Below are 20,438 nucleotides of genomic sequence, written 5' to 3'. Positions count from 1 at the left end.
TTATTAATCATCATAAGAGGAGAAGTCGCTTAAATAGCGGCTTTTTTTATTTAATAAAACACGGATCTGAAAATACGCATATTAATGAAAGCCCTTTCTTCATTCTATGATATACTACGTTGTAACTGACAACCCATGAATAACGAAGAGATATTTCTGCTGGTTATCCTCTCACTTTCACGCGCAAAGGAGATGTCTGGATGTTTAATGTTCTTGTTGTGGATGATGAGTGTGTTCAAAGAGAAGGAATCAAGGATCTAATCGCCCTGTATGGATTTCCTTTTCACATCATGGAAGCGGAGAACGGAAAGAAAGCAGAGCAGCTATTGATACGAAATGCAATTGATATTTTGATTACCGATGTCAAAATGCCGCTTATGGACGGACTGGAGCTTAGCAGGATCGCACGCAAAACACAGCAAAATATCGATATCGTTATTTGCAGCGGATACGATGAGTTTGAATACGCACGCAGTGCCCTAAGGCTGGGTGTCGTCAATTATTTGCTCAAACCGCTTATGAAGGAAGAGTTTTTGCAGGTGATGGTGGATATTACGAAGATGAGTCCGTACGCTGGGAAGCCTGAGCCTGAAACGCTGGAAATGAAGGTGATCCGGCAGGTGAAGGACTATGTGAAGGATCATTATCAGAAAGATATCTCCCTAACAGAAGCAGCTCACGACGTGTACTTGTCTCCAGGATACTTAAGCATTCTGTTTAAGAAAGAAACCGGAGAGAACTTTTCCAAATATTTGACGGATTACCGGTTGAACCGTGCAAGCCATCTGCTCGTTCACTCCAATATGAAAATTAATGATGTTGCGGTGGCTGTCGGCATCGACAACCATTCATATTTTGCCAAGCTGTTCAAAAACAAGTTCGGCGTTAGTCCGTTACAGTTCAGAGAGTGCGGGGTGCTTCATGATCGGGTGGATCAAGAGCAGGTTCAATGATATCAGGTTCCGCAACAAATTATTGCTGTCTCATCTGGTCATTGCCCTCATTCCCATTCTTCTGCTTGGACTGCTCTCCTTCATTCAATCCTATCGTATTCAGATGAAAGAGCTGCGAAGCGAAGCTGAAGCAAGCCTGGAGCAGGTAGCCAGCATTATGGATTACAAAATCAATCGTTACAATACGCTTAGTGAGTTTATGGTACTTAATCGAGATTTCTCACAGATTTTTACCAAAGATTACGATGAAAATTATTATCAGATGTACCTGGATTTTCGTGACATTATGGAGCCGATGATCTCGAACATCAAAATGATGGACGATGATATTGAAGGGATCACCTTCTACACATCGGGAGAACTGCTCGGAATTCGCAATAACATTTTGCCCATAGGGGAGCTCAGGAGCAAGGCGTGGTACGATGGCTTCCGGGGTAGACGCTGGATTGTGGACGGAGAGAAGCTCTACCTGGTTCAGGAACTGATCAGCAATCCAAAAGACAGCAACTTTATGGTCATATCCATACAGCATGGCAGCATATTTGGAGATCTGGATAATCTGTCTGAGCACGTATCCGTTCATATGGAAGATCCGGATCAACATATCATTTTTCAGGAAAACAGAAAGCGAAGTGCTTCAGTCGATTTGGAGAAAAGGGAAATGACAGACCTGAGCTTAAGCCGAACCCTTGCCAGCAATGGCTGGACGATCTATTACAATTTGCTGAATACCAATGCCTACGCAAATGCAATGAGCATTTTTAAAATTACGCTATTCGTCATTATCCTCAGTCTGATCATTACCTTTCTGCTGATATATATCATTTCCACTAACTTTACACGCCGAATTCTTCGCCTCAAGACCAAAGTCGATAAGGTGGAACGAAACAATCTGGATGTGATCATTCAGAGTTCATCCCGTGATGAATTTGGTGAGCTGACGAATGGGATCGGTAAGATGCTCAGAAGGATCAACAGTCTGATCTCACAGGTCTATCACGCCGAGATCGCCAAGAAGGAAAGTGAATATAACAGGCTGATCAGTCAGATTAATCCTCATTTTCTGTATAATACACTCTCATTTATCAGATGGAGGGCCGAGAAGAAGGCAGATATGGAAACAAGTTATATGGTATCTGCGTTAGCACGTTTCTACAGAACAACGTTGAATCAAGGAAGGCATATGACCACAATTGAGGCTGAGATTCAGCATATTAAGGCATATCTGGATTTGCAGCTCATTATGAATGATGGTCTGTTTGACGTGGATTATGATGTTGACGAAACGGTACAGCTGGAACAAGTCATTCATTTTGTGCTGCAGCCGATTGTGGAAAATGCCATTAAGCATGGTTTTGTAGAGGCAGCAGCGAAGGAATACTGCATTCAGATTACGGTCCTGCGAGTGAGCGAAGGCATCAGATTAGCTGTTACGGATAATGGCGTAGGCATGACCTCAGAACAGATCACACAGTTGTTAACCAGTGAAAATGGGGGATGCGGCGTACGTAACGTAAATGATCGAATGAAGCTCTATTACGGGCAGGATTATGGTCTCGTTATTCGGAGTGAACCCGGTTCCGGCACAGAAGTATCCATGGTGATTCCGGCATCTTCACCGTAAGCAGAAGGAATACTCCAAATAAAATGCTAAGAAATGAAGGCGGTTGCTGCGGCAGCCGCTTATTTGGTTTCCGTGTTAGAAATTAGAAGGCCCACAAGATAGTTGAGGTCATGAAAAAAGTGATACATATCCGAAAAAAATTGCATATACGCGAAAAATGAAAACGCATACAATTTGATTATTCAAGTCAATCAAATTAAGGGGATGACAGGATGCACAAACGCAGCAAGATCGCTTCACTGCTGATGGCCTGTATGGTGCTGGTTGTATTCAGTGGCTGCAGCGGGGGGAACAGTGACAACGCTCAGCCGCAGATATCGGAGCAGGACTACGAACCTTACGGCAAATATGAGACACCAGTCGAGTTCACGATCGGTCGTAATACCAATCATGTGAACAACCTGCCGCCTGGTGATACCATTGAGGACAATTTGGCCACACGATATGTAGAAGATCTGGTGAATGTCAAAGCGAAGGTGGCTTGGGAAACGGACGACATGGATCAGAAGCTGTCCTTATCCATGACCACGGGTGAATTGCCTGACGTCATGTTAGTCAGCCGGGAGATATTTAATCAGTTGGTAGATAATGATCTGATTGCCGATATGACTGAGGTATATGAGAAGACAGCATCCGAAGGTGTGAAGAACATCTATAGCTCCTACGGCGATTTGCTGCTCGATCAGGTGAAGGTGGATGGCAAAATTATGGGGCTTCCGATGACGAACATCGGTAATCAACACCAGTTGCTGTGGATTCGGAAGGATTGGGTAGATAAGGTGGGTGCCAAGCTGCCGGAAACGGCCGAAGATGTGTGGAATCTTGCCAGAACATTTGTGGAAAAGGACGTATCTGGCACAGGCAAGACGGTGGGCATGGTAATGGATTCAAATGCGATGAATTTTAGCCCAATGTTCGCTACGCATGGTGCCTTTCCAACGAATTGGATCGAGAAAGATGGTCAGGTGGTATACGGATCCGTTCAGCCTGAGATGAAGCAGGCACTTGCTGAAGTTAGCTCCATGTACAAAGAAGGTTTGATTGATAAACAATTTGCAGTCCGGTCGAGTGAAGAGAAGGAAGCGCTGGTGATCAACGGACAGGCGGGAATCGTTTTTAATCCATGGTGGATCGGCTATACCAATTACAAGGATTCCATCAAGCAAAATCCTGAAGCCGTATGGGTCGCGGTATCGGCACCACTGGATCAGAATGGCAAGTTCAGAACAATTCGTCAGGATCCTGTAGGGGGAGGAATTGTTGTCGTGAACAAGAATTTTGCCCATCCTGAAGCCATAATGAAATCGGTCAATCTGACTACGGATTTTCTGTATTCCTTAACGGATGATGCGATCAACTACAAGAAGGAACATCCCGATGAGATGTTGACTGATGCGAGCCGCTGGAATAACGATCCTACTCAGATTCCAATGCAGGTCGATTATGACGATGTACTGAAGCGCTATTACGAAGATCTCATGAAAGCCGATGAGTCCGGAGATGCTTCCGCCGTTCAGGAAGACCGGGTTGTCTCGTTCAAGGCTTATCAGGAATTCAAAGAGAAAGGCAATGACGTTGACGTCAACACCTATGGCGAATATCTATCTCGAATTGAAGGGCAACGAGAAGCGAATAATCCCAATCTGGAAGTGACTCCTGCAGGCTTCTACGGGACGACAGAGACGATGAAGCTGAAATGGGCGAACCTGCAAAAGCTGGAAGAGGAAACAATTCTCAAGATCATTATGGGGCAAGCGCCCATTGATGAATTTGATACGTTTGTCGATACATGGAAGCGTACAGGCGGAGATGAGATTACGGAGGAAGTCAACGAGATGGCTCAAAGGTAATACAGACTGTGTGAAGCAGGACCATAGCATAGCGGAAGCCTGATACCAGACTTCCGCACCTTCCTTTAGCGATATGAGCTGCCTATAGATATAGCAAGATGGAGGTGAGAAGGCAATGGCGCAAGCAGAAACGACGATACCACCCAAAAGGGAACTACGCTCAGTCCAGAAGAAACGTAAGCGATTTGACGAAATGACCTATCATTTTATGCTGCTGCCTGGCATGGTGATGCTGTTTATTTTCTCAATTGTGCCCATGTTTGGCGTAATCATGGCGTTCCAGAAGTTCATTCCTGCCAAAGGCATATTCGGTTCCAAATGGGCGGGGCTTAGCAACTTTACCTATATGTTTCAACTGCCGGACGCGAAGCAGATTTTTATCAATACACTGGTGATTGCCGTTGGGAAAATTGTGCTGGGATTGATAGTCCCTATTGTATTTGCCCTTCTGCTTAATGAGGTGCGTCTGAAAGTGTTCAAGAGTTCGATTCAAACGATTGTGTACTTACCGCACTTTATGTCATGGGTTGTCTTGGGCACGATGCTGACCATGATATTTTCTTTTGACGGCATGATTAACAATTTCCTTGAACTTCTTGGTTTGGAACGCATTATGTTTCTGGCGAGCAACGATTGGTTCAGACCGCTGCTGATTGTAACGGATACCTGGAAGGAGTTCGGTTACGGAACCATAGTCTATCTGGCGGCATTAACGGCAATTAACCCTGCCTTGTATGAGTCCGCTGCAATGGACGGTGCGAATCGCTGGAAGCAGACGCTCCACATTACACTGCCAGGCATGTTCCCAACCATTATCCTACTGGGTACATTGAGCCTTGGAAACGTACTTAATGCCGGATTCGATCAGGTCTTCAACCTGTATAATCCGCTCGTATATGAAACGGGTGATATCATTGATACCTTTGTGTACCGCATGGGTCTGATCAATATGCAGTATTCGTTCGCAACAGCCATTGGTTTGATGAAATCGGTAATCAGCTTTGTTCTGATTGTCATTTCGTATAAACTGGCTTCCAAGTATGCGGGGTACAGAATTTTCTAGGAGGGTTAGCATGATTCAATCCAAAACACTCGGTTCCAGGCTATCCCGACTATTAATTATGTTCACGTTGATCCTGATTACATTCATGTCCCTGGCCCCGATTGTAAATACGATTATGGTTTCCATCAGCAGCAGTACGGCAGTGAATGCAGGCCGGGTTTATTTTCTTCCGGTGGAGCTGAACTTCTCGTCCTACGCACAGATTTTGAACGATACGAAGTTCTGGAATGCGTTTCTGATCTCGGTTGAACGGGTGGTGCTTGGCGGTGCGATCAATATGATTTTGACCATTCTTATGGCCTATCCATTGTCACGCAGTATTTCACAGTTCAGATCCCGGAACACATACATGTGGATTATCGTGTTTACGATGTTATTCAGCGGAGGTATTGTTCCTTGGTACATGGTGATTAGCAAGCTAGGGCTGATTAACAGCATCTGGGCGCTGGTTTTACCGGGTGCGGTACCCGTATTCAATGTGATCCTACTCATGAACTTCTTCAAAGGCATACCCAAGGAACTCGAAGAGGCTGCCTTTATTGACGGAGCGGGTCCGATCAAAATTCTGCTTAACATCTTCATCCCGATTTCCATGCCGAGTTTGGCGACCATTATGTTATTTGTCATCGTTGGACATTGGAATAACTTCTTTGACGGAATCATTCTCATTAACGACAGCTCCAAAATACCACTACAGACTTACCTGCAGCGGCTTAGTCTCACGCGAGACCAAATGCAGAATCTCTCTGTAGAACAACTGCAGCAGTACAATAAAATTTCGAACACGACATTGAATTCTGCCAAAATTCTGGTCTCGATGATTCCCATACTATTAATTTATCCTTTTCTGCAGCGTTATTTGATCCACGGTATCGTTCTCGGGGCAGTGAAGGAATAATCTGATGACTTTAAGAAAGGAAGGGATATCCGAATGCAAAAGAAGAAAATCGTAAGTCTGACGGTGGTTCTCAGTATTATTTTGGTTACTACGATGGGTGCAAGTGGTGGAGGGAAAAAGCACTATGCCAGTCAAGCACAGTGGGCGCAAGAGAAACTGCATGAATATTACTGGAACGATGAAGCACAAATGATGAATAACGCTTATCCATCGACACCGGAAGGTGAAGAGCCTCTGAATTATTGGTGGAAGGCTCATGCGGTTGATGCACTGGTAGACGGATACGAACGAACAGGAGACGAAGCGTATACGGAACGTGCGGAAGCACTGGTGCGCAGTATTATAGAACGGAATGGTTCGCTTCATAATGAATTTTATGATGATATGGAATGGCTGGCTCTTGCTGCTCTACGCCTTTACGATGCCACAGGCAGTGAAGAAATGAAAGATTACGTGCTTGAACTCTGGGCAGATATCAAGACAGCCTGGTGGGAAGATGACCTTGGCGGTATGGCTTGGAAGAAGGACCAGCGATATAACCGTAATGCGTGTTCAAGTGGTCCTGCTTCCATTTTGGCAGCAAGGCTATATGAGCGTTTTGGCGATGCTCAGGATCTGGAATGGGCTCAAAAAATATACGAATGGGAGAAACGGTATCTCGTAAACCCGCAAACAGGACTCGTCGCAGATGGCTTGGTACTGCGTGACGATGGCACGCTTGATGTGAATGAAGCCTGGATCTTCACCTATAACCAGGGCACGTTCATAGGTGCCGGAGTGGAGCTCTACCGGATTACGGGAGATCAGATGTATTTGCAGGATGCAGAGAAGACAGCAGCAGGCTCCTTGAAGTCCTTGACGAATGAGAAAACGGGAATTTTCTTAGAGGATGGGGATGGAGATGGTGCTTTGTTCAAAGGCATATTGATCCGTTACATGGTGGAGCTGTATGAAGCCGGGCATAATAAAACTCTGAAGCAAGCGATCTTCCGGAATGCAGATGCGTTATGGAAAGGCAGCCGAAAAAACGGATTATTCGGTCAGGCCTGGGGTCAACCCGCCCAGAATCCGCTCCATCTTACGGCCCAGCTAAGCGGAGTTTTTCTGCTGGAGGCAGCTGCTAAACTGGAGACAGGTAAACGTTCCAAGCCATGAAAACAAAATGGATAGTAACAGAAATAGCAACAGTTAGAAAATTGTTGGTTGAAACCTTTTGAGCATGAGCAATTCGGGTTGTCGCACTACGGAAAAGAAGCATCGTAGCCCTATTGAGGGTTACGATGCTTTTAAGCGTTGGGATACTATGCCGTATGAAGGTTGAAGACTATTTGATAGCAGGCAATTGCTTACTTTCTCGAATGAGGGAGAAATAGTCATCCGCTCGAACCACTTCAAATTCTCCTCCCAGCTCTTCGGTAAGTGCAAGTGCATCGGACGGAGTCATGCTCCAGGCAAGCAGTCCAAGAGAAACGAATAACGGCGACTTCCCATCCCAGTTCGCTTTTGCTTCATTGAGGACCTGTAACCCATCCTGGGCCGTACTTATCCCACGAATCGTAGATACCGGCAGACTATTGCCAACAATCTCAACGCCATAGTTATCTTCATAACTAATGAATAGACCTGGCGAATGATAGTCTTTCTCGTAAGCGTTTGCTTTAAATGGGGTGAGTGGTATATTTTCGCTGTCTTCCCGGTTCAAAACATACGAGATCGTCATGCTAGTCTTTTTGAGATATTTTTCGGTTTGTTGCAAAAATTGCCGGAAGCTCGAGTCTGGCCATGCCCCCGGATAGAAATATCCCGCACCGGAAGGTCCGGCAATCAGCAGATCATTGGCAGTCGCCGTATTCACATAATGATTCAATATCGCTGGTGCGCCCTCATAGAGAAGCGGGCTTGACGTCCAGTTGAGTGGAACCTTGCCTCGCGCCGGATCGTCCCACATCACGCGCATGCGATGCTGGTTGTACTGAAAATTATCGCCTTCAGTAAAGGTATACGTTACATAAATTTTGTTTTCCAACTGGGGACGTGGAGATTTTTTGACAGGCTTGAACTTCGGCTCGGTTCCCGAGAATACAGTCAGATTACTGAACCAGTCGGCAGCGAGTACGTAAACGCCATAACGGGAGGCAATCTCAACGGAGCTGAATTCACCTTCCACATCATTGCTGAACCAGCCAAGGTAGGGAGTTCCCGATTTTACATCAGACATGATTTTTTCAAAAAGAGCTTTTTGCTCAGGTACATTGGAGTCAAGCCAAAACACCATCGCTTTGTTGGCGACCGCATAGTCCCGTAAATAACCATAGGGTTCACGCTGTTCTGCAGAGAGAGGACGGATATTCCCAGCGGATACCTTATACTGGTTCCACATGTCCACTTCAGCCGTCAGTTCTTTCGTTCCGGCAGGAGGACTGAATTCATACACAAAATAATTGCCATTATCGGCGAATCGATGACCGCCCTGACCCTCAGCAACCTTGGAATTCTGTCTGTCATACAGAAATGCTTCTTCTTCGGGGGTGCCTGCAACAAAGTTTGCAATGACTTTGCCATCTGCCTTCACTGTAACTTCATGTACCGCTGGTCCCCAGCCATCCTGGGTAACGGCGTCATCAAACCGAAGGTATACCTCGGACTTGCCAAGTAGGGAAGAAAGGTCGAGGGAGTATGTGTCTCGGTTGCTGGCATCACGTATGGGCTGCTCTTCCTCAGCAATGGTCACAAAGGACTCTGGAAGGCCAGATGGGATCCGAATCGCTGTATCCGGACCAAGTCCGACTAACATCTGGTGGGTCGTTTTCTTCCACAAATTCTCATATTGCCAGGTATAAGCATCAAGCCGGCTGCTGAATTTGCCCTGCAGATCATCAAGGATCTTCAGTTTATATGGGGCTTTGGACAATCGGGCGGCAAGCTCTGGACTGGCAACAACCGCATCTTTCAGACCGGCAAGCGTGGTGGCCACATTAATTGAATCAGGCAACTTCGGGTCATACACAATCATGCCTTTGACCTCATTACGGTATGCCGAGAACACTGTCCAGTAATCCTGATGAAGCGTATAGGGCACATTGAGATCATTGAGCCAGGTCATTTTTCCTTCTTCCTGGGACTCGATCAGATAAATCCGCGGCTGTTTCCTGTTAACGATCCCCTGCAACGTTGCAAAGAGCAATTTGATATCACCTGGCGCATCATAGATATCAGCTGTATCCAGATGTTTCGGCTTCTTGAAACTGGGTAGTTCCCGGTTAGCTTTGGAATCCACAGGCTTAGTGGTTTGAACAACGGTTTCCGAAGCAGACGCCGCTCCAGCAGTTAAGGAAAAAGCACACAGGAAGGCTAAACAGAACATCTTGAATTTACGAGCCATGGCGATCTCACTCCTTGTTTGTAGTCAGAAATTAGAGCATGTGTATCCCTCAGTTATCTCGTCCTCCTTTTGCGGCCAAAAGCCAGACACACATCTCATTTCAAGATATATTAAATATATTCATATATGTTATTGCAAGGGTTTCGACAAAACTTCCCATTTAATTAAGGAAAAGTGACATTCCAATCCCGATATTTATCTGGAAGAGTTATATTATACTGCGGTTAAGTTCAGCTTGTTTATTGCGCTTGCTTGTGAAAGGATATATTATATATCTCAAATATTACGAATGAATTGGTGATGTGATCCGAATGAGTACAAACGAACGAATTCCGTTGTATCAGCAAATCCAGGACTATGTCAGACATATTATAACTACAGAAAAGATGAAACCCGGCGATCGCATACCGACAGAAAAGGAACTGATGGACCAGTTCCAGGTCAGCAAAATCACCGTGGCCAATGCCTTGACCGGATTAGCGAATGAAAAGTTGATCGACAGGGTGCCTGGCAAGGGGAGTTTTGTGGCTGAAGAAAACGATATCGTAGCTGCGCCGCGAGCAACGGCGATCGCATTGAAGGGAAGAGAAAGTAAACTGGCAACCGGGATGGTCGGTGTGGTTATGCCTTCAATCCATGATTACTTTGCCATCAGACTTGTTGAGGGAATTGAACAGGCCCTTAGCGAAAAAGGTTATCGCAGCATGGTCATGTTTACACAAGGCAGGCTGGATAAAGAGAAGGATGCCATCAAGGAACTGAAGGCACTCGGCGCTGAAGGCCTGTTAATTTTTCCTGTCGATGAGGAAAACTATAACGAGGAGATCCTTGGCATGAAGCTTTCCGGTTTTCCTTTTGTTCTGATCGACCGCTATTTGCCTGGTGTCGAGACACACTATATTGCGGCGGATGGACGACGCGGTACAAAGCTTGCCGTAGAGCATCTGTGGGAGCTTGGGCACCGCAATATCGCCATCTGTTCGGATTCGCCACTGCAAACCGTCACGGTTCAGGAGCGGATCGAAGGTTATATTGAGGCATTGAAAGGCAAAGGATCGTTAATTAATCCGGCCCATATGATTACAGATTTCCAACCCTTACGTGTGCTTAAAGATGCGGAAACCCATCCCTTGTACAGGTATATTGTGAACCGAATGGTCACGGCATACGTTTCGCTCAACGGAAGGCTTGGTGTGCAGATTTATCAAATGGCGAAGCAAGCAGGGCTTCGGGTGCCTGAAGATGTATCCATTGTAAGCTTTGACGATCCCACATCGATTGTGGAGGAATTCAGCATTTTTACCCATGTGAATCAGTTTGAACGAGATATGGGATACCAGGCTGCGGTTAAATTACTTGAAGTGCTGCATGGTCATGAAGAAACGAAAAGTTATAGTAAAATACTGATTGAACCTGAACTTATGATACGCCAGACCACTGGCAAAGCTCCTCAAACCTGATATGGATGCACATGAAAACCTTCTCCGTCAACGACGGAAAGGTTTTTTATTTTATTAAAAAACATATTGAATATATTCAACCCATATATTATAGTCTAGAAAATGATGGATAATCATACAACACAGTCCAAACCACATTTCACAAGGGGGTTAGAATGTGTCACGAGACCGAAAGGAAGAGCGGACCGGATTTCAGGAGTCTGCTCCGTATCATCCCGACTATGATTTGCAGACTGACTTTGTAATGGTTTATGGCATCGACGAATCCATGCCGGAACGCATCAAGCAATGGAATGACAAAGGATATATTGTGCATCTCATGACCGGGGTTGCCTGGGGAGAATACAACGATTACCTTGATGGCGAGATAGATGGCATCCCCCACTGGGATGAGGCTCAGATGGATCGTCAACAGCAGATGATTCTTCATGGAAATAAACCGGTTATCCCGTACATGGTACCAACCATTTCGTTTGGACGTTATCTAGCCGAGCGTATTCGAATCGCTGTAGATGCCGGCGTTGAGGCTATCCATCTGGAAGAGCCTGAATTTTGGGTGAATGGTGGATATTCTGAAGCATTTAAGAGGGAATGGCAGCTGTATTACAAGGAATCCTGGATTCCGCCGCATGCTTCGCCTGATGCCCAATATCGTGCTTCCAAATTAAAGGCCTACTTATACACCAGGGCCCTTGATCGGTTGTGTGCGGAGATGAAGGATTATGCACTGCAGCGATATGGCCGTGTCCTCCGCTTCTACGTTCCAACGCACAGTCTGATCAATTACACGCAGTGGCGAATCGTCAGTCCGCAATCCCAACTTGTTGAGCTGGCTTCCATCGATGGATACATAGCACAGATCTGGACAGGGACATCGCGTACAGCCAATGTGTATGAAGGGGTTCGCAAGGAACGCACATTTGAAACCGCTTACCTTGAATACGGCGTGATGCAGGAACTGGTACGCGGAACCGACAGACGCATGTGGTTTCTGCATGATCCGATCGAGGATAACCCGAATTACACCTGGGCGGATTACAAACAGAACTATCTAAAGACCGTTGTCGCCTCGCTTCTGCATCCTGGGGTTGCCCATTACGAAGTCGCGCCATGGCCGCGAAGGATCTTTCAAGGGACTTACCCAACGGAAGAAGGTTCCGGCAAGGAGAGAATCCCCGCAGACTATGCAACAACGCTGCTTCAGGTCATGCATACGCTGGGTAACCTGGACCAGAATGTGAGCGAAGTCGATAAGAATCCGCTGCAAGTTGGTGTTCTTATTGCCGATTCTGCTATGTTTCAGCGAATGAAGCCGGATCCAGAGGCGCCTAATCCAGGAAAGTATGATGGAACAGATCCTGAAGGGTTTCAAGAAGAGGGGGATACCGAACTGCTCGATTTCTCTCCTTTTTATGGTCTTGCGCTTCCACTGCTAAAACACGGCGTACCCGTTCGTCCCGTTTTACTGGATAATGTGCGGCGTTATCCGGGTTATCTGGCGCCCTACCATGTACTTGTCCTGAGCTACGAGTTTATCAAGCCACAGTATCCGGATGTTCATTACGTGCTGGCACAGTGGGTGCAGGATGGCGGGGCGCTGATCTATGTTGGCGATGATAGTGACCCCTATCATGATATTCGCGCGTGGTGGAATCTGGATCAGGAAGAGGGAAGGTCTGGAACCAAGTATCATTCTCCGCGTGAGCATTTGTTCGAGCAACTTGGTCTGAAGGAGAAAGCGGGCGGCGCCCACCGGATAGGAAAGGGAGGGGTTGTCTGGCTGAACGAACACCCAGCAGAATTTACACGATCCAGGGCAGGAGCTGATCGCCTTCGTCAATCGGTTCAAGATATCATTGCCGCGCTCAACCCACCAGCTATTCAGTGGGAACCGAGACCGTATTTCAAAATTAGACGCGGCCCTTACATTATCGGTTCTGCTTTGAATGAGTCGGTAAGCGAAGAACCCTTGGTTATATCGGGCCCGGTGGTGGATTTGTTCGATTCGAAGCTCTCTGTACTAAGCCAGGTGGTTCTGAAACCTGGAGAACAGGCGCTGCTCTATGATGTTGTGTCAGGACGTCCAGCGACTGGAGAAGTTTCCCTCATCGCGGCTTCCTCCCGAATCGAATCTTTGTCCGAATCGGGTACAGGTTTTCAATTTTTGGCGAAAGGACCTGCCCGTCTGCAAGCAACCGCGCGGCTGTACAGCAAGGTGAAGCCTGTATCGGCCCATTACATTGTTCAAGGTCAAGCGGTATCCGCAGCTTGGGAATGGGATTCGGATTCACAGACCGTGCTTGTTCAATACGAGCATGGAAATGAAAACAATGCGGAGGTACATGTGAGATGGTCTTCCTGATTTCTTAGCCCAATCACCGTAACAGAGAGGAGCAACGAACATGCCATACGAACCGATCAGGCCGGAACGATTAAAACAGATGTTAAACAAACTTCGAGAAGCCATATATAAGCCGATTACCGAGCTGGAAGTAAAGGCGTGGGTTACGCCAGAGCCCGTATCCTATGAATCCCGGATGTCGGGAACGGAAGTTACGCTCCATCCAGGAGAACGCTGGGGAGAGCTGTGGGACTGTGCCTGGTTCCGTTTCACAGGTAAAACTCCAGCCCTTAAAGTCAGCAGTCATGAGAGCATCGTTCTCTTGTTGGACGTCAGTGGCGAACTATGCCTGGTTGACCACGAAGGAACGCCTGTTCAGGGGTTGACGACGATTAACTCCGAATTTGACTTCTCCTTGGGCTTGCCTGGCAAGCGAGTCGTTCAGCTCCGTGAGGCATGTATCAGAGGAGATGAAATCGAAGTATGGGCAGAAGCGGGCAATAACGATTTGTTTGGCAAGTATCAGGGCGGTTCTCTGAGAGAGGCTGTTATCGCAGTCTGCCGAGAAGACATTCGCAGTTTGTACTACGACACCGAGGTTCTGCTGGAGACGGCGGAACATCTCCCAGCGGGAACAGCGCGCAAGGAAAGGATCTACCAGACACTCTATGACGTCTCCTTGCAGCTAACCGAATTCTCGGAAGAGTGTATTCGACTGGCGAAGAGACAAACGCATGAACAGCTCAGTCTTCAAGGGGGAGACCCGGTCTTATCCCTTAGTGCTGTAGGTCATGCGCATATCGATTTGGCCTGGTTATGGCCGATCCGTGAAACGATCCGTAAAGGGGCTAGAACGTTCTCGACCGTGCTTCGCATGATGGAACGTTATCCGGACTATGTTTTTGGAGCGAGTCAGCCCCAGCTGTACGATTGGATGAAGCAGCATTATCCCAAGTTATATGAGCAGATCAAGGAACGAGTACGGGAAGGAAGATGGGAGCCGCAGGGAGCCATGTGGGTGGAGTCGGATACGAATGTGCCGGGCGGAGAATCCCTTGTACGGCAGATACTGTATGGCAAACGTTATTTTCAACAAGAGTTCGGGTTGGAGATGAAATCACTTTGGATGCCTGACGTATTTGGTTACTCGGCAAGCTTGCCCCAATTATTGAAGAAATCCGGAGTCGATTATATGATGACCCAGAAACTTTCCTGGAGTGAGTACAATCGGCATCCCCATCATTCATTTATGTGGGAAGGAATTGATGGCTCAGCGGTATTAACGCATATGCCTCCCGAGGATACGTACAACAGCCCGGCAGCACCACGTTCCATTGCCAAGGCTGAGCAGGAATATCTGGACAAAAATGTATCTGGACACGCGCTGATGCTCTTCGGGATAGGGGATGGGGGAGGAGGACCGGGTGAAGAGCATCTGGAACGGCTCGAACGGACCAAGAACCTGCTCGGCTTGTCTCCCGTTATACAGGAGCCTTCATGGACATTTTTTGAAAAGCTCAATGAAGAACGAGAGAAATTGCAGACGTGGCGCGGGGAGCTGTATCTGGAAAAGCATCAGGGTACCTTGACGAGTCAGGCGCGAAGCAAGCGGTATAACCGGAAAATGGAGAAAGCGCTGCGTGAATTGGAATTTGCATCCGTTCTGGCAGCAGCCCAGTTAGGTCACTCTTATCCCTCTGATCTACTTGAAACCATCTGGAAGGAAGTCTTGTTGTACCAATTTCATGATATCCTTCCGGGATCATCGATCAAGCGGGTATACGATGAATCGCTAATCAGGTATGAAGAGCTGTTCATCCAAACAGAGAACATGATTGCAGATACCTACAGCCGTTTGGCAGATCAGATGGCACCAAGCGAGAAGTCACCATCCGCATCTGCAGTGGTGTTTAATTCATTACCTTGGGAGCGACAGGAATGGATTCATATTCAAGGCCGGTGGAAGAAGGTTCAGGTTCCCTCCATGGGATACACGGTTGTACCTGAATATTCTAATCAGAGCAGCATAGATGAGTCCGGAGCCTGCATTGAACAGGAACCAGAGGTACTGGATTCAGAGTTACATGTAAATGTGGAAGAACGCTTCATCGAAAGCAACTCCTTCTTCGTGAAATTTGATCCGAATGGTGCCATTCTCTCTATCCTGGATAAAGCAGAAGCACGAGAAGTCATTCCACAGGGACATCAGGGAAATAAACTCCGTGTGTATCATGATGAAGGAGATGCATGGGATTTCAGCCATGATTATTCAGAGAAGGCCGCTGTGCCGCTAACATTGCATGAAATTCGTGAACTTCGCGAAGGGCCTAGGATTGGACTGATCTTCCAATACAACTATGGCGAATCCGAGTTGACTCAGAGCGTTATTCTTACTCAGGGCAGCCGGAGAATCGATTTTGTAACCAAGGTGGATTGGCGAGAAAACGCCAAGATGCTGCGTACGTCTTTCCCGGTGCATGTTCGCACAGATCAGGTGCATTGTGAGATCCAGTTCGGCAGTCTGTCCAGACCGACCCATCGCAATACCATGTGGGATTTTGCGAAGGATGAGGTCTGCGCACATCAGTGGATAGATATATCTGAGCCCGATTACGGTGTGGCATTACTCAATGATTGCAAGTATGGTCACAGAGCCTATGATAACGTGCTTGACCTGAACCTGCTGCGCAGCAGCTCGTATCCTGATCCGGATGCAGATCGTGCTGAACACGAATTTACTTACTCGTTATATCCACATCAAGGGAATCACGTTCAAGCCGAGATCTATCGAAGAGGCAATGAGCTGAACGTCCCTTTGCGTGTAGTGGCGTTACCCACGGTAGGCGATAAACAGGATGGAAATCTGCCTTTCACAAAATCATTTCTGCAACCCGACCATACACATGTCATGGTTGAGTCCATCAAAAAGGCTGAAGATGGTGACGAGATCATCGTTCGGCTGTATGAAACTTCAGGAACACATGCTCAAACGGTCATTCACCTTGGATTCGAAACCGCTGAGGCTTGGGAAGCTGATCTGATGGAGAACATCATATCGCCACTTCCGATGACAGATCCATCCCAAATATCGCTATCATTTACGCCATTTGAAATCATTACTTTGCGTTTGAAGTTGTTGCAGGTACAGCAAAGGTAGCGTATGTCCTTCATTTTGAGAAAGGAGAGGTGGGAATGTGATCAAGTCAAGAGCAACCAACAATCAATTGATGAAGCGAATCTGGCAGCATAAACTTTTTTATTTGTTCATGCTGCCAGGTATTGTCTGGTTTTTTCTTTTCTGTTATGTCCCATTGTACGGAATCCAGGTTGCCTTCCGGGACTACAACTTTATGGGTGGGTTTACCGGAAGCCCATGGGCGGGTTTTAAGTATTTTGAACAGTTCTTCAACTACTATCAATCCGGTGACATCATCCGCAATACGATCCTCATCAGTCTTATGAAACTGCTGATCGGTTTTCCGATGCCCATTATTCTTGCACTCCTGTTAAATGAAGTCCGCATGATCCGGTTTAAGAAGACGGTTCAGACGTTATCCTACTTGCCTTATTTCGTATCCTGGATCGTAGTGGTCACGCTGATGCAGAGGCTGCTGACACCCTATGGCGGACCAGTCAATGATTTAATGGGAACGATGGGGGCAGAATCAATCCAGTTTCTGAACAATCCAACCTGGTTCTATCAACTGATTGTTGGATCGGACATCTGGAAGAACATCGGCTGGAACTCCATTATCTTCATGGCTGCCATCGCAGGGATCGATCAGCAGCTCTATGAGGCTGCCAAGATTGATGGTGCTGGACGTTTCAGGCAGATGTGGCATGTGACCCTTCCCGGCATTCGCAGTGTGGCGATCCTCTTGTTCATTCTTGCCGTAGGCAGCTTGATGAGTGCAGGATACGAACAGCTGCTTCTTCTGAATGGACCTGCTACCGCGAGCATGGGGAGCGTACTGGATGTTCATGCCATCAACTCCGGGATTCGCGAAGGGCGCCTCAGTTATGCCGCAGCTGTTGGGTTATTCCAAAGCATTATAGGACTTATTCTGGTACTGACCGTCAATCGCATTGCCCGCAAAGTCAGTGATGTATCCCTGTTCTAAGGAGGTGACGATATGGAACGAAAATGGTCTGTATTCTCAGTGTTCAACTATACTTTTCTTGCGTTGGTCGGTTTCTCCATGATCTACCCGTTTATTTATATTTTGGCCTACTCATTAAATGAAGGTAAGGACTCGATGCAGGGGGCAATTTATTTTTTACCCCGAAAATTCACTTTGGAGAACTATGCCGAGGTATTTGATAATGCACGCATCTGGAAGGCATACCAAATTACCCTCATGCGCACCGTGCTGGGTACGTTCCTGCATGTGATATTGTGTACCCTGATGGCTTATGCACTTTCCAAAAAAACATTGCCTGGCCGTTCCTTTTTTACCTTTTACATCTTTTTGCCCACGATTTTCAGTGCGGGTTTCATTCCGTTCTTCATTACACTTCAAAAACTGCATCTGATCAATACCTTTTGGGTGTACGTTTTGCCTCTGTTATTCAATTTCATGCACATCATCATTATTCGTACGTTTCTGCAAGGCATACCGGAGGAATTGGAGGAGTCTGCCCGTATTGACGGCTATGGAGATTTCCAGATCTTTTTGAGAATCATCCTGCCTCTTTCAGGGCCTGTGCTCGCAACCATTTCGCTATTTATCGGAGTAGCTCATTGGAATGACTGGTTCTCTGGTGCCTACTACGTATCCAACAAAAATCTGATCCCGGTGCAGACCTTGCTGCAAGAAATGCTGACGGAAGCAGAAGCATTATCCAATTCCATGCAGCGGGCAGCGCAGCAAGGTGGCCAGACGGTAGGTGGAGTCGGAGGGGCAGGAGCAACACCGGAATCCATGCGCATGGCCCTGCTTGTTATTACGGTTTTTCCAATCTTGTGTATTTATCCGTTTCTTCAACGCTATTTTGTCAAAGGAGTCATGATCGGCTCGGTGAAAGGTTAATCATATCGGTTCTAATCTATCAGGCTTAACCTTGATTCATTGATATCCATATCCAGGAGGCGATTGGTGTGAATAGGATTTGGTCGAAAGGCATGTCCGTATTACTCGTATCCATTATGACTGGAAGTTTGCTGAGTGGTTGTATGAATTCATCAGGGAACGGGGAAGGCGATGGAGAGGGTGGCGGAAACACGCTAAAAATATTGCATAATTGGAATGGTTCGGGCGGATCGGATAATGGAATCACCCCTATAGAGGAAGTCATTAAGGAAAAGACCGGAGTGACCCTGGAATGGGAATATACCAAAGGCAGTGAGACCGAGAAGGTGAATCAGATCTTTGCCACACAGGATTTGCCTGATATATATACCGGACCGGCTTGGGGAGGAGAGCTTGATGGGATCATCAAAGCCGCCAAAGAAGGTCAGTTAGTCGACATATCCGATAAGTTGGACAATTATCCCAACCTGGCCAAGTCGATCGCGGAAGAAAACGTGCCGCCAGCATTATATGAAAAAGCGATCAATGCATATGACGGCAAAAAGTATCTGCTTCTGCAGAATCAGCCCGCTACAAACGAAGACGGTATTGATTGGCTCTACGGGTTCTATGTACGCAAAGACATTGCCGAAAAGGTAGGTGTGGATCCGCAATCGGTGGTAACGAAAGAGGATTTTTATGCATTTCTCAAAAAAATAAAAGACGCCAACCTGCAGGAAAACGGGCAGCCCGTATTTCCACTGGGCGGATTCAGTAACGGTTGGGCAGTAGGTATTGGCAATACGATGTTCTATTCTGGAGCAAGTTACGTAGACAAAGGCGATGGTTCGTTAGAGCACAGCTTCTTCACTCCAGGTTATGAAGAATACATGCTGTTCTATCGTAAACTGTTGGCAGAAGGGCTGCTCGATCCGGATGTATTTACCCAAACAGATCCCATCGCCAAAGAAAAGATTAATCAAGGACGTATTGCCATCCTCGCCGCACATTATCCGGCCATCCTGGATGCTTCGAAGGAATATGTCACCTCTCATCCCGGAAGCGATTACATTCCGGTTGGTCCATTAGAGCGTGCTGATGTGGATCCGAGTCGCCCCGTGGACCTTGGCATTCAGGGCAACAACGTAACGGTTATCACCAAAAGCTGCCAAGGTGCATGTGTGGATGCAGCACTTAAGTTTCTGGACTACATGGCTTCTGACGAAGGCTTTATGCTGGCCAGATATGGGGTGCAAGGCGTTCACTGGGATATGAAGGATGGCAAACCTGCAGCCAATCAGGAATGGTTTGAAAAATTCGCAGCGGATCAATCCGGTAAAGTTCGCAAGAGTGTAGGTATTGGCATTGGTTTGGAATCGCTAACCGGACTTGATCGCATCAACTCATATGCCGGCGGAGATATCTGGGCAGATCAGGACAGACTGGATGCCATGGAGCATGCTCGTAAAATACTTCGTCCAAACGGTATTCAGGTTATTACCGCTTATAATCCGGGGGATGTCATCACGAACGCACCTGAATGGGAAATGTTGAAGCCTTCCATGGACCGGATGGGAGATGCCTGGAAGGAAGCTGTTTTTGCAAAATCGGATGAAGCTGCCTTGAGCATTATTAACGAATTGAGGGATCAGCTGAGGAACACCGGATACGATCAAGCGATGCAGTTTACCAATGAAAATCTGAAAGGAAAAGACGTGGTGACCGTCCAGATGCCGAACTGATTTTCCTAACGCGTAAATCATGAGAGAATCCATGGGCTTTGTAATCCCTTGTCAGGAAGGCAAACGAAGCCCTTATGGATGAGTAGAGCAACGACCTGTAGAAGTTTAAAGTGCGT

Annotated in this window: 13 protein-coding genes; 12 read left to right on the top strand and 1 reads right to left on the bottom strand. The window is 46.9% G+C overall.

Annotated features, from left to right (window positions below):
• The first annotated feature begins 200 nt into the window (after nt 1-200).
• The 6 genes from CHI14_RS04660 (at nt 201) to CHI14_RS04635 (ending at nt 7,543) form a co-directional block, all read left to right on the top strand.
• Nucleotides 201-953 (top strand): response regulator transcription factor, encoded by a 753-nt coding sequence (locus CHI14_RS04660; protein WP_095287254.1) that lies wholly within the window; start codon nt 201-203, stop codon nt 951-953.
• Nucleotides 922-2,577 (top strand): sensor histidine kinase, encoded by a 1,656-nt coding sequence (locus CHI14_RS04655; protein WP_095287253.1) that lies wholly within the window; start codon nt 922-924, stop codon nt 2,575-2,577. Before CHI14_RS04660 ends, CHI14_RS04655 begins: the two co-directional genes overlap by 32 nt.
• A gap of 212 nt (nt 2,578-2,789) precedes the next feature.
• Nucleotides 2,790-4,427: an extracellular solute-binding protein gene (locus CHI14_RS04650; RefSeq protein WP_095287252.1), complete on the top strand. Its 1,638-nt coding sequence runs from the start codon at nt 2,790-2,792 to the stop codon at nt 4,425-4,427.
• A 115-nt stretch (nt 4,428-4,542) separates the two neighbouring features.
• Complete coding sequence (locus CHI14_RS04645; RefSeq protein ID WP_095287251.1) at nt 4,543-5,490, top strand: ABC transporter permease; 948 nt, start codon at nt 4,543-4,545, stop codon at nt 5,488-5,490.
• 10 nt (nt 5,491-5,500) lie between these two features.
• Nucleotides 5,501-6,388 (top strand): carbohydrate ABC transporter permease, encoded by an 888-nt coding sequence (locus CHI14_RS04640; protein WP_095287250.1) that lies wholly within the window; start codon nt 5,501-5,503, stop codon nt 6,386-6,388.
• 33 nt (nt 6,389-6,421) lie between these two features.
• The gene (locus CHI14_RS04635; RefSeq protein WP_095287249.1) at nt 6,422-7,543 is read left to right on the top strand and encodes a glycoside hydrolase family 76 protein; all 1,122 of its coding nucleotides are present in this window, start codon (nt 6,422-6,424) and stop codon (nt 7,541-7,543) included.
• 169 nt (nt 7,544-7,712) lie between these two features.
• On the opposite strand, the gene CHI14_RS04630 is transcribed toward CHI14_RS04635, so the two are convergent.
• On the bottom strand, nt 7,713-9,770 hold the full coding sequence (locus CHI14_RS04630) for a GxGYxYP domain-containing protein (RefSeq protein WP_095287248.1): 2,058 nt from the start codon (nt 9,768-9,770) through the stop codon (nt 7,713-7,715).
• A 311-nt stretch (nt 9,771-10,081) separates the two neighbouring features.
• Between CHI14_RS04630 and CHI14_RS04625 the strand changes: the two genes are divergently transcribed.
• From CHI14_RS04625 to CHI14_RS04600, 6 genes are all read left to right on the top strand, one after another.
• A complete protein-coding gene (locus CHI14_RS04625) occupies nt 10,082-11,230 on the top strand; it encodes a GntR family transcriptional regulator (RefSeq protein WP_095287247.1) in 1,149 nt (382 codons plus the stop codon).
• A gap of 157 nt (nt 11,231-11,387) precedes the next feature.
• Complete coding sequence (locus tag CHI14_RS04620) at nt 11,388-13,592, top strand: hypothetical protein (protein ID WP_095287246.1); 2,205 nt, start codon at nt 11,388-11,390, stop codon at nt 13,590-13,592.
• Between the two features lie 40 nt (nt 13,593-13,632).
• A complete protein-coding gene (locus CHI14_RS04615; RefSeq protein ID WP_095287245.1) occupies nt 13,633-16,728 on the top strand; it encodes an alpha-mannosidase in 3,096 nt (1,031 codons plus the stop codon).
• A 37-nt stretch (nt 16,729-16,765) separates the two neighbouring features.
• Nucleotides 16,766-17,692 carry an ABC transporter permease gene (locus CHI14_RS04610; protein ID WP_095287244.1) on the top strand — a complete coding sequence of 309 codons (927 nt, stop codon included), beginning with the start codon at nt 16,766-16,768 and terminating at the stop codon, nt 17,690-17,692.
• Between the two features lie 12 nt (nt 17,693-17,704).
• Entirely contained in the window at nt 17,705-18,601 is an 897-nt protein-coding gene (locus CHI14_RS04605; protein WP_095287243.1) for a carbohydrate ABC transporter permease, read from the top strand.
• Nucleotides 18,602-18,669: 68 nt separating this feature from the next.
• The gene (locus tag CHI14_RS04600) at nt 18,670-20,322 is read left to right on the top strand and encodes an extracellular solute-binding protein (protein ID WP_095287242.1); all 1,653 of its coding nucleotides are present in this window, start codon (nt 18,670-18,672) and stop codon (nt 20,320-20,322) included.
• Nucleotides 20,323-20,438 lie beyond the last annotated feature (116 nt).

It is taken from the genome of Paenibacillus sp. 7516 (genome assembly GCF_002272715.1).
Taxonomy (GTDB): Bacteria; Bacillota; Bacilli; order Paenibacillales; family Paenibacillaceae; genus Paenibacillus; species Paenibacillus illinoisensis_A.
Note: the sequence above shows the minus strand (reverse complement) of the source record. Positions and strands in the feature narration are given on the sequence as shown.

Bases quoted from the DNA above. Each gene is read 5' to 3' on its own strand.
- CHI14_RS04650 (WP_095287252.1), top strand. From the start codon at position 2,790: ATGCACAAACGCAGCAAGATCGCTTCACTGCTGATGGCCTGTATGGTG.
- CHI14_RS04615 (WP_095287245.1), top strand. From the start codon at position 13,633: ATGCCATACGAACCGATCAGGCCGGAACGATTAAAACAGATGTTAAAC.
- CHI14_RS04625 (WP_095287247.1), top strand. From the start codon at position 10,082: ATGAGTACAAACGAACGAATTCCGTTGTATCAGCAAATCCAGGACTAT.
- CHI14_RS04640 (WP_095287250.1), top strand. From the start codon at position 5,501: ATGATTCAATCCAAAACACTCGGTTCCAGGCTATCCCGACTATTAATT.
- CHI14_RS04655 (WP_095287253.1), top strand. From the start codon at position 922: ATGATCGGGTGGATCAAGAGCAGGTTCAATGATATCAGGTTCCGCAAC.
- CHI14_RS04605 (WP_095287243.1), top strand. From the start codon at position 17,705: ATGGAACGAAAATGGTCTGTATTCTCAGTGTTCAACTATACTTTTCTT.
- CHI14_RS04645 (WP_095287251.1), top strand. From the start codon at position 4,543: ATGGCGCAAGCAGAAACGACGATACCACCCAAAAGGGAACTACGCTCA.
- CHI14_RS04660 (WP_095287254.1), top strand. From the start codon at position 201: ATGTTTAATGTTCTTGTTGTGGATGATGAGTGTGTTCAAAGAGAAGGA.
- CHI14_RS04635 (WP_095287249.1), top strand. From the start codon at position 6,422: ATGCAAAAGAAGAAAATCGTAAGTCTGACGGTGGTTCTCAGTATTATT.
- CHI14_RS04630 (WP_095287248.1), bottom strand. From the start codon at position 9,770: ATGGCTCGTAAATTCAAGATGTTCTGTTTAGCCTTCCTGTGTGCTTTT.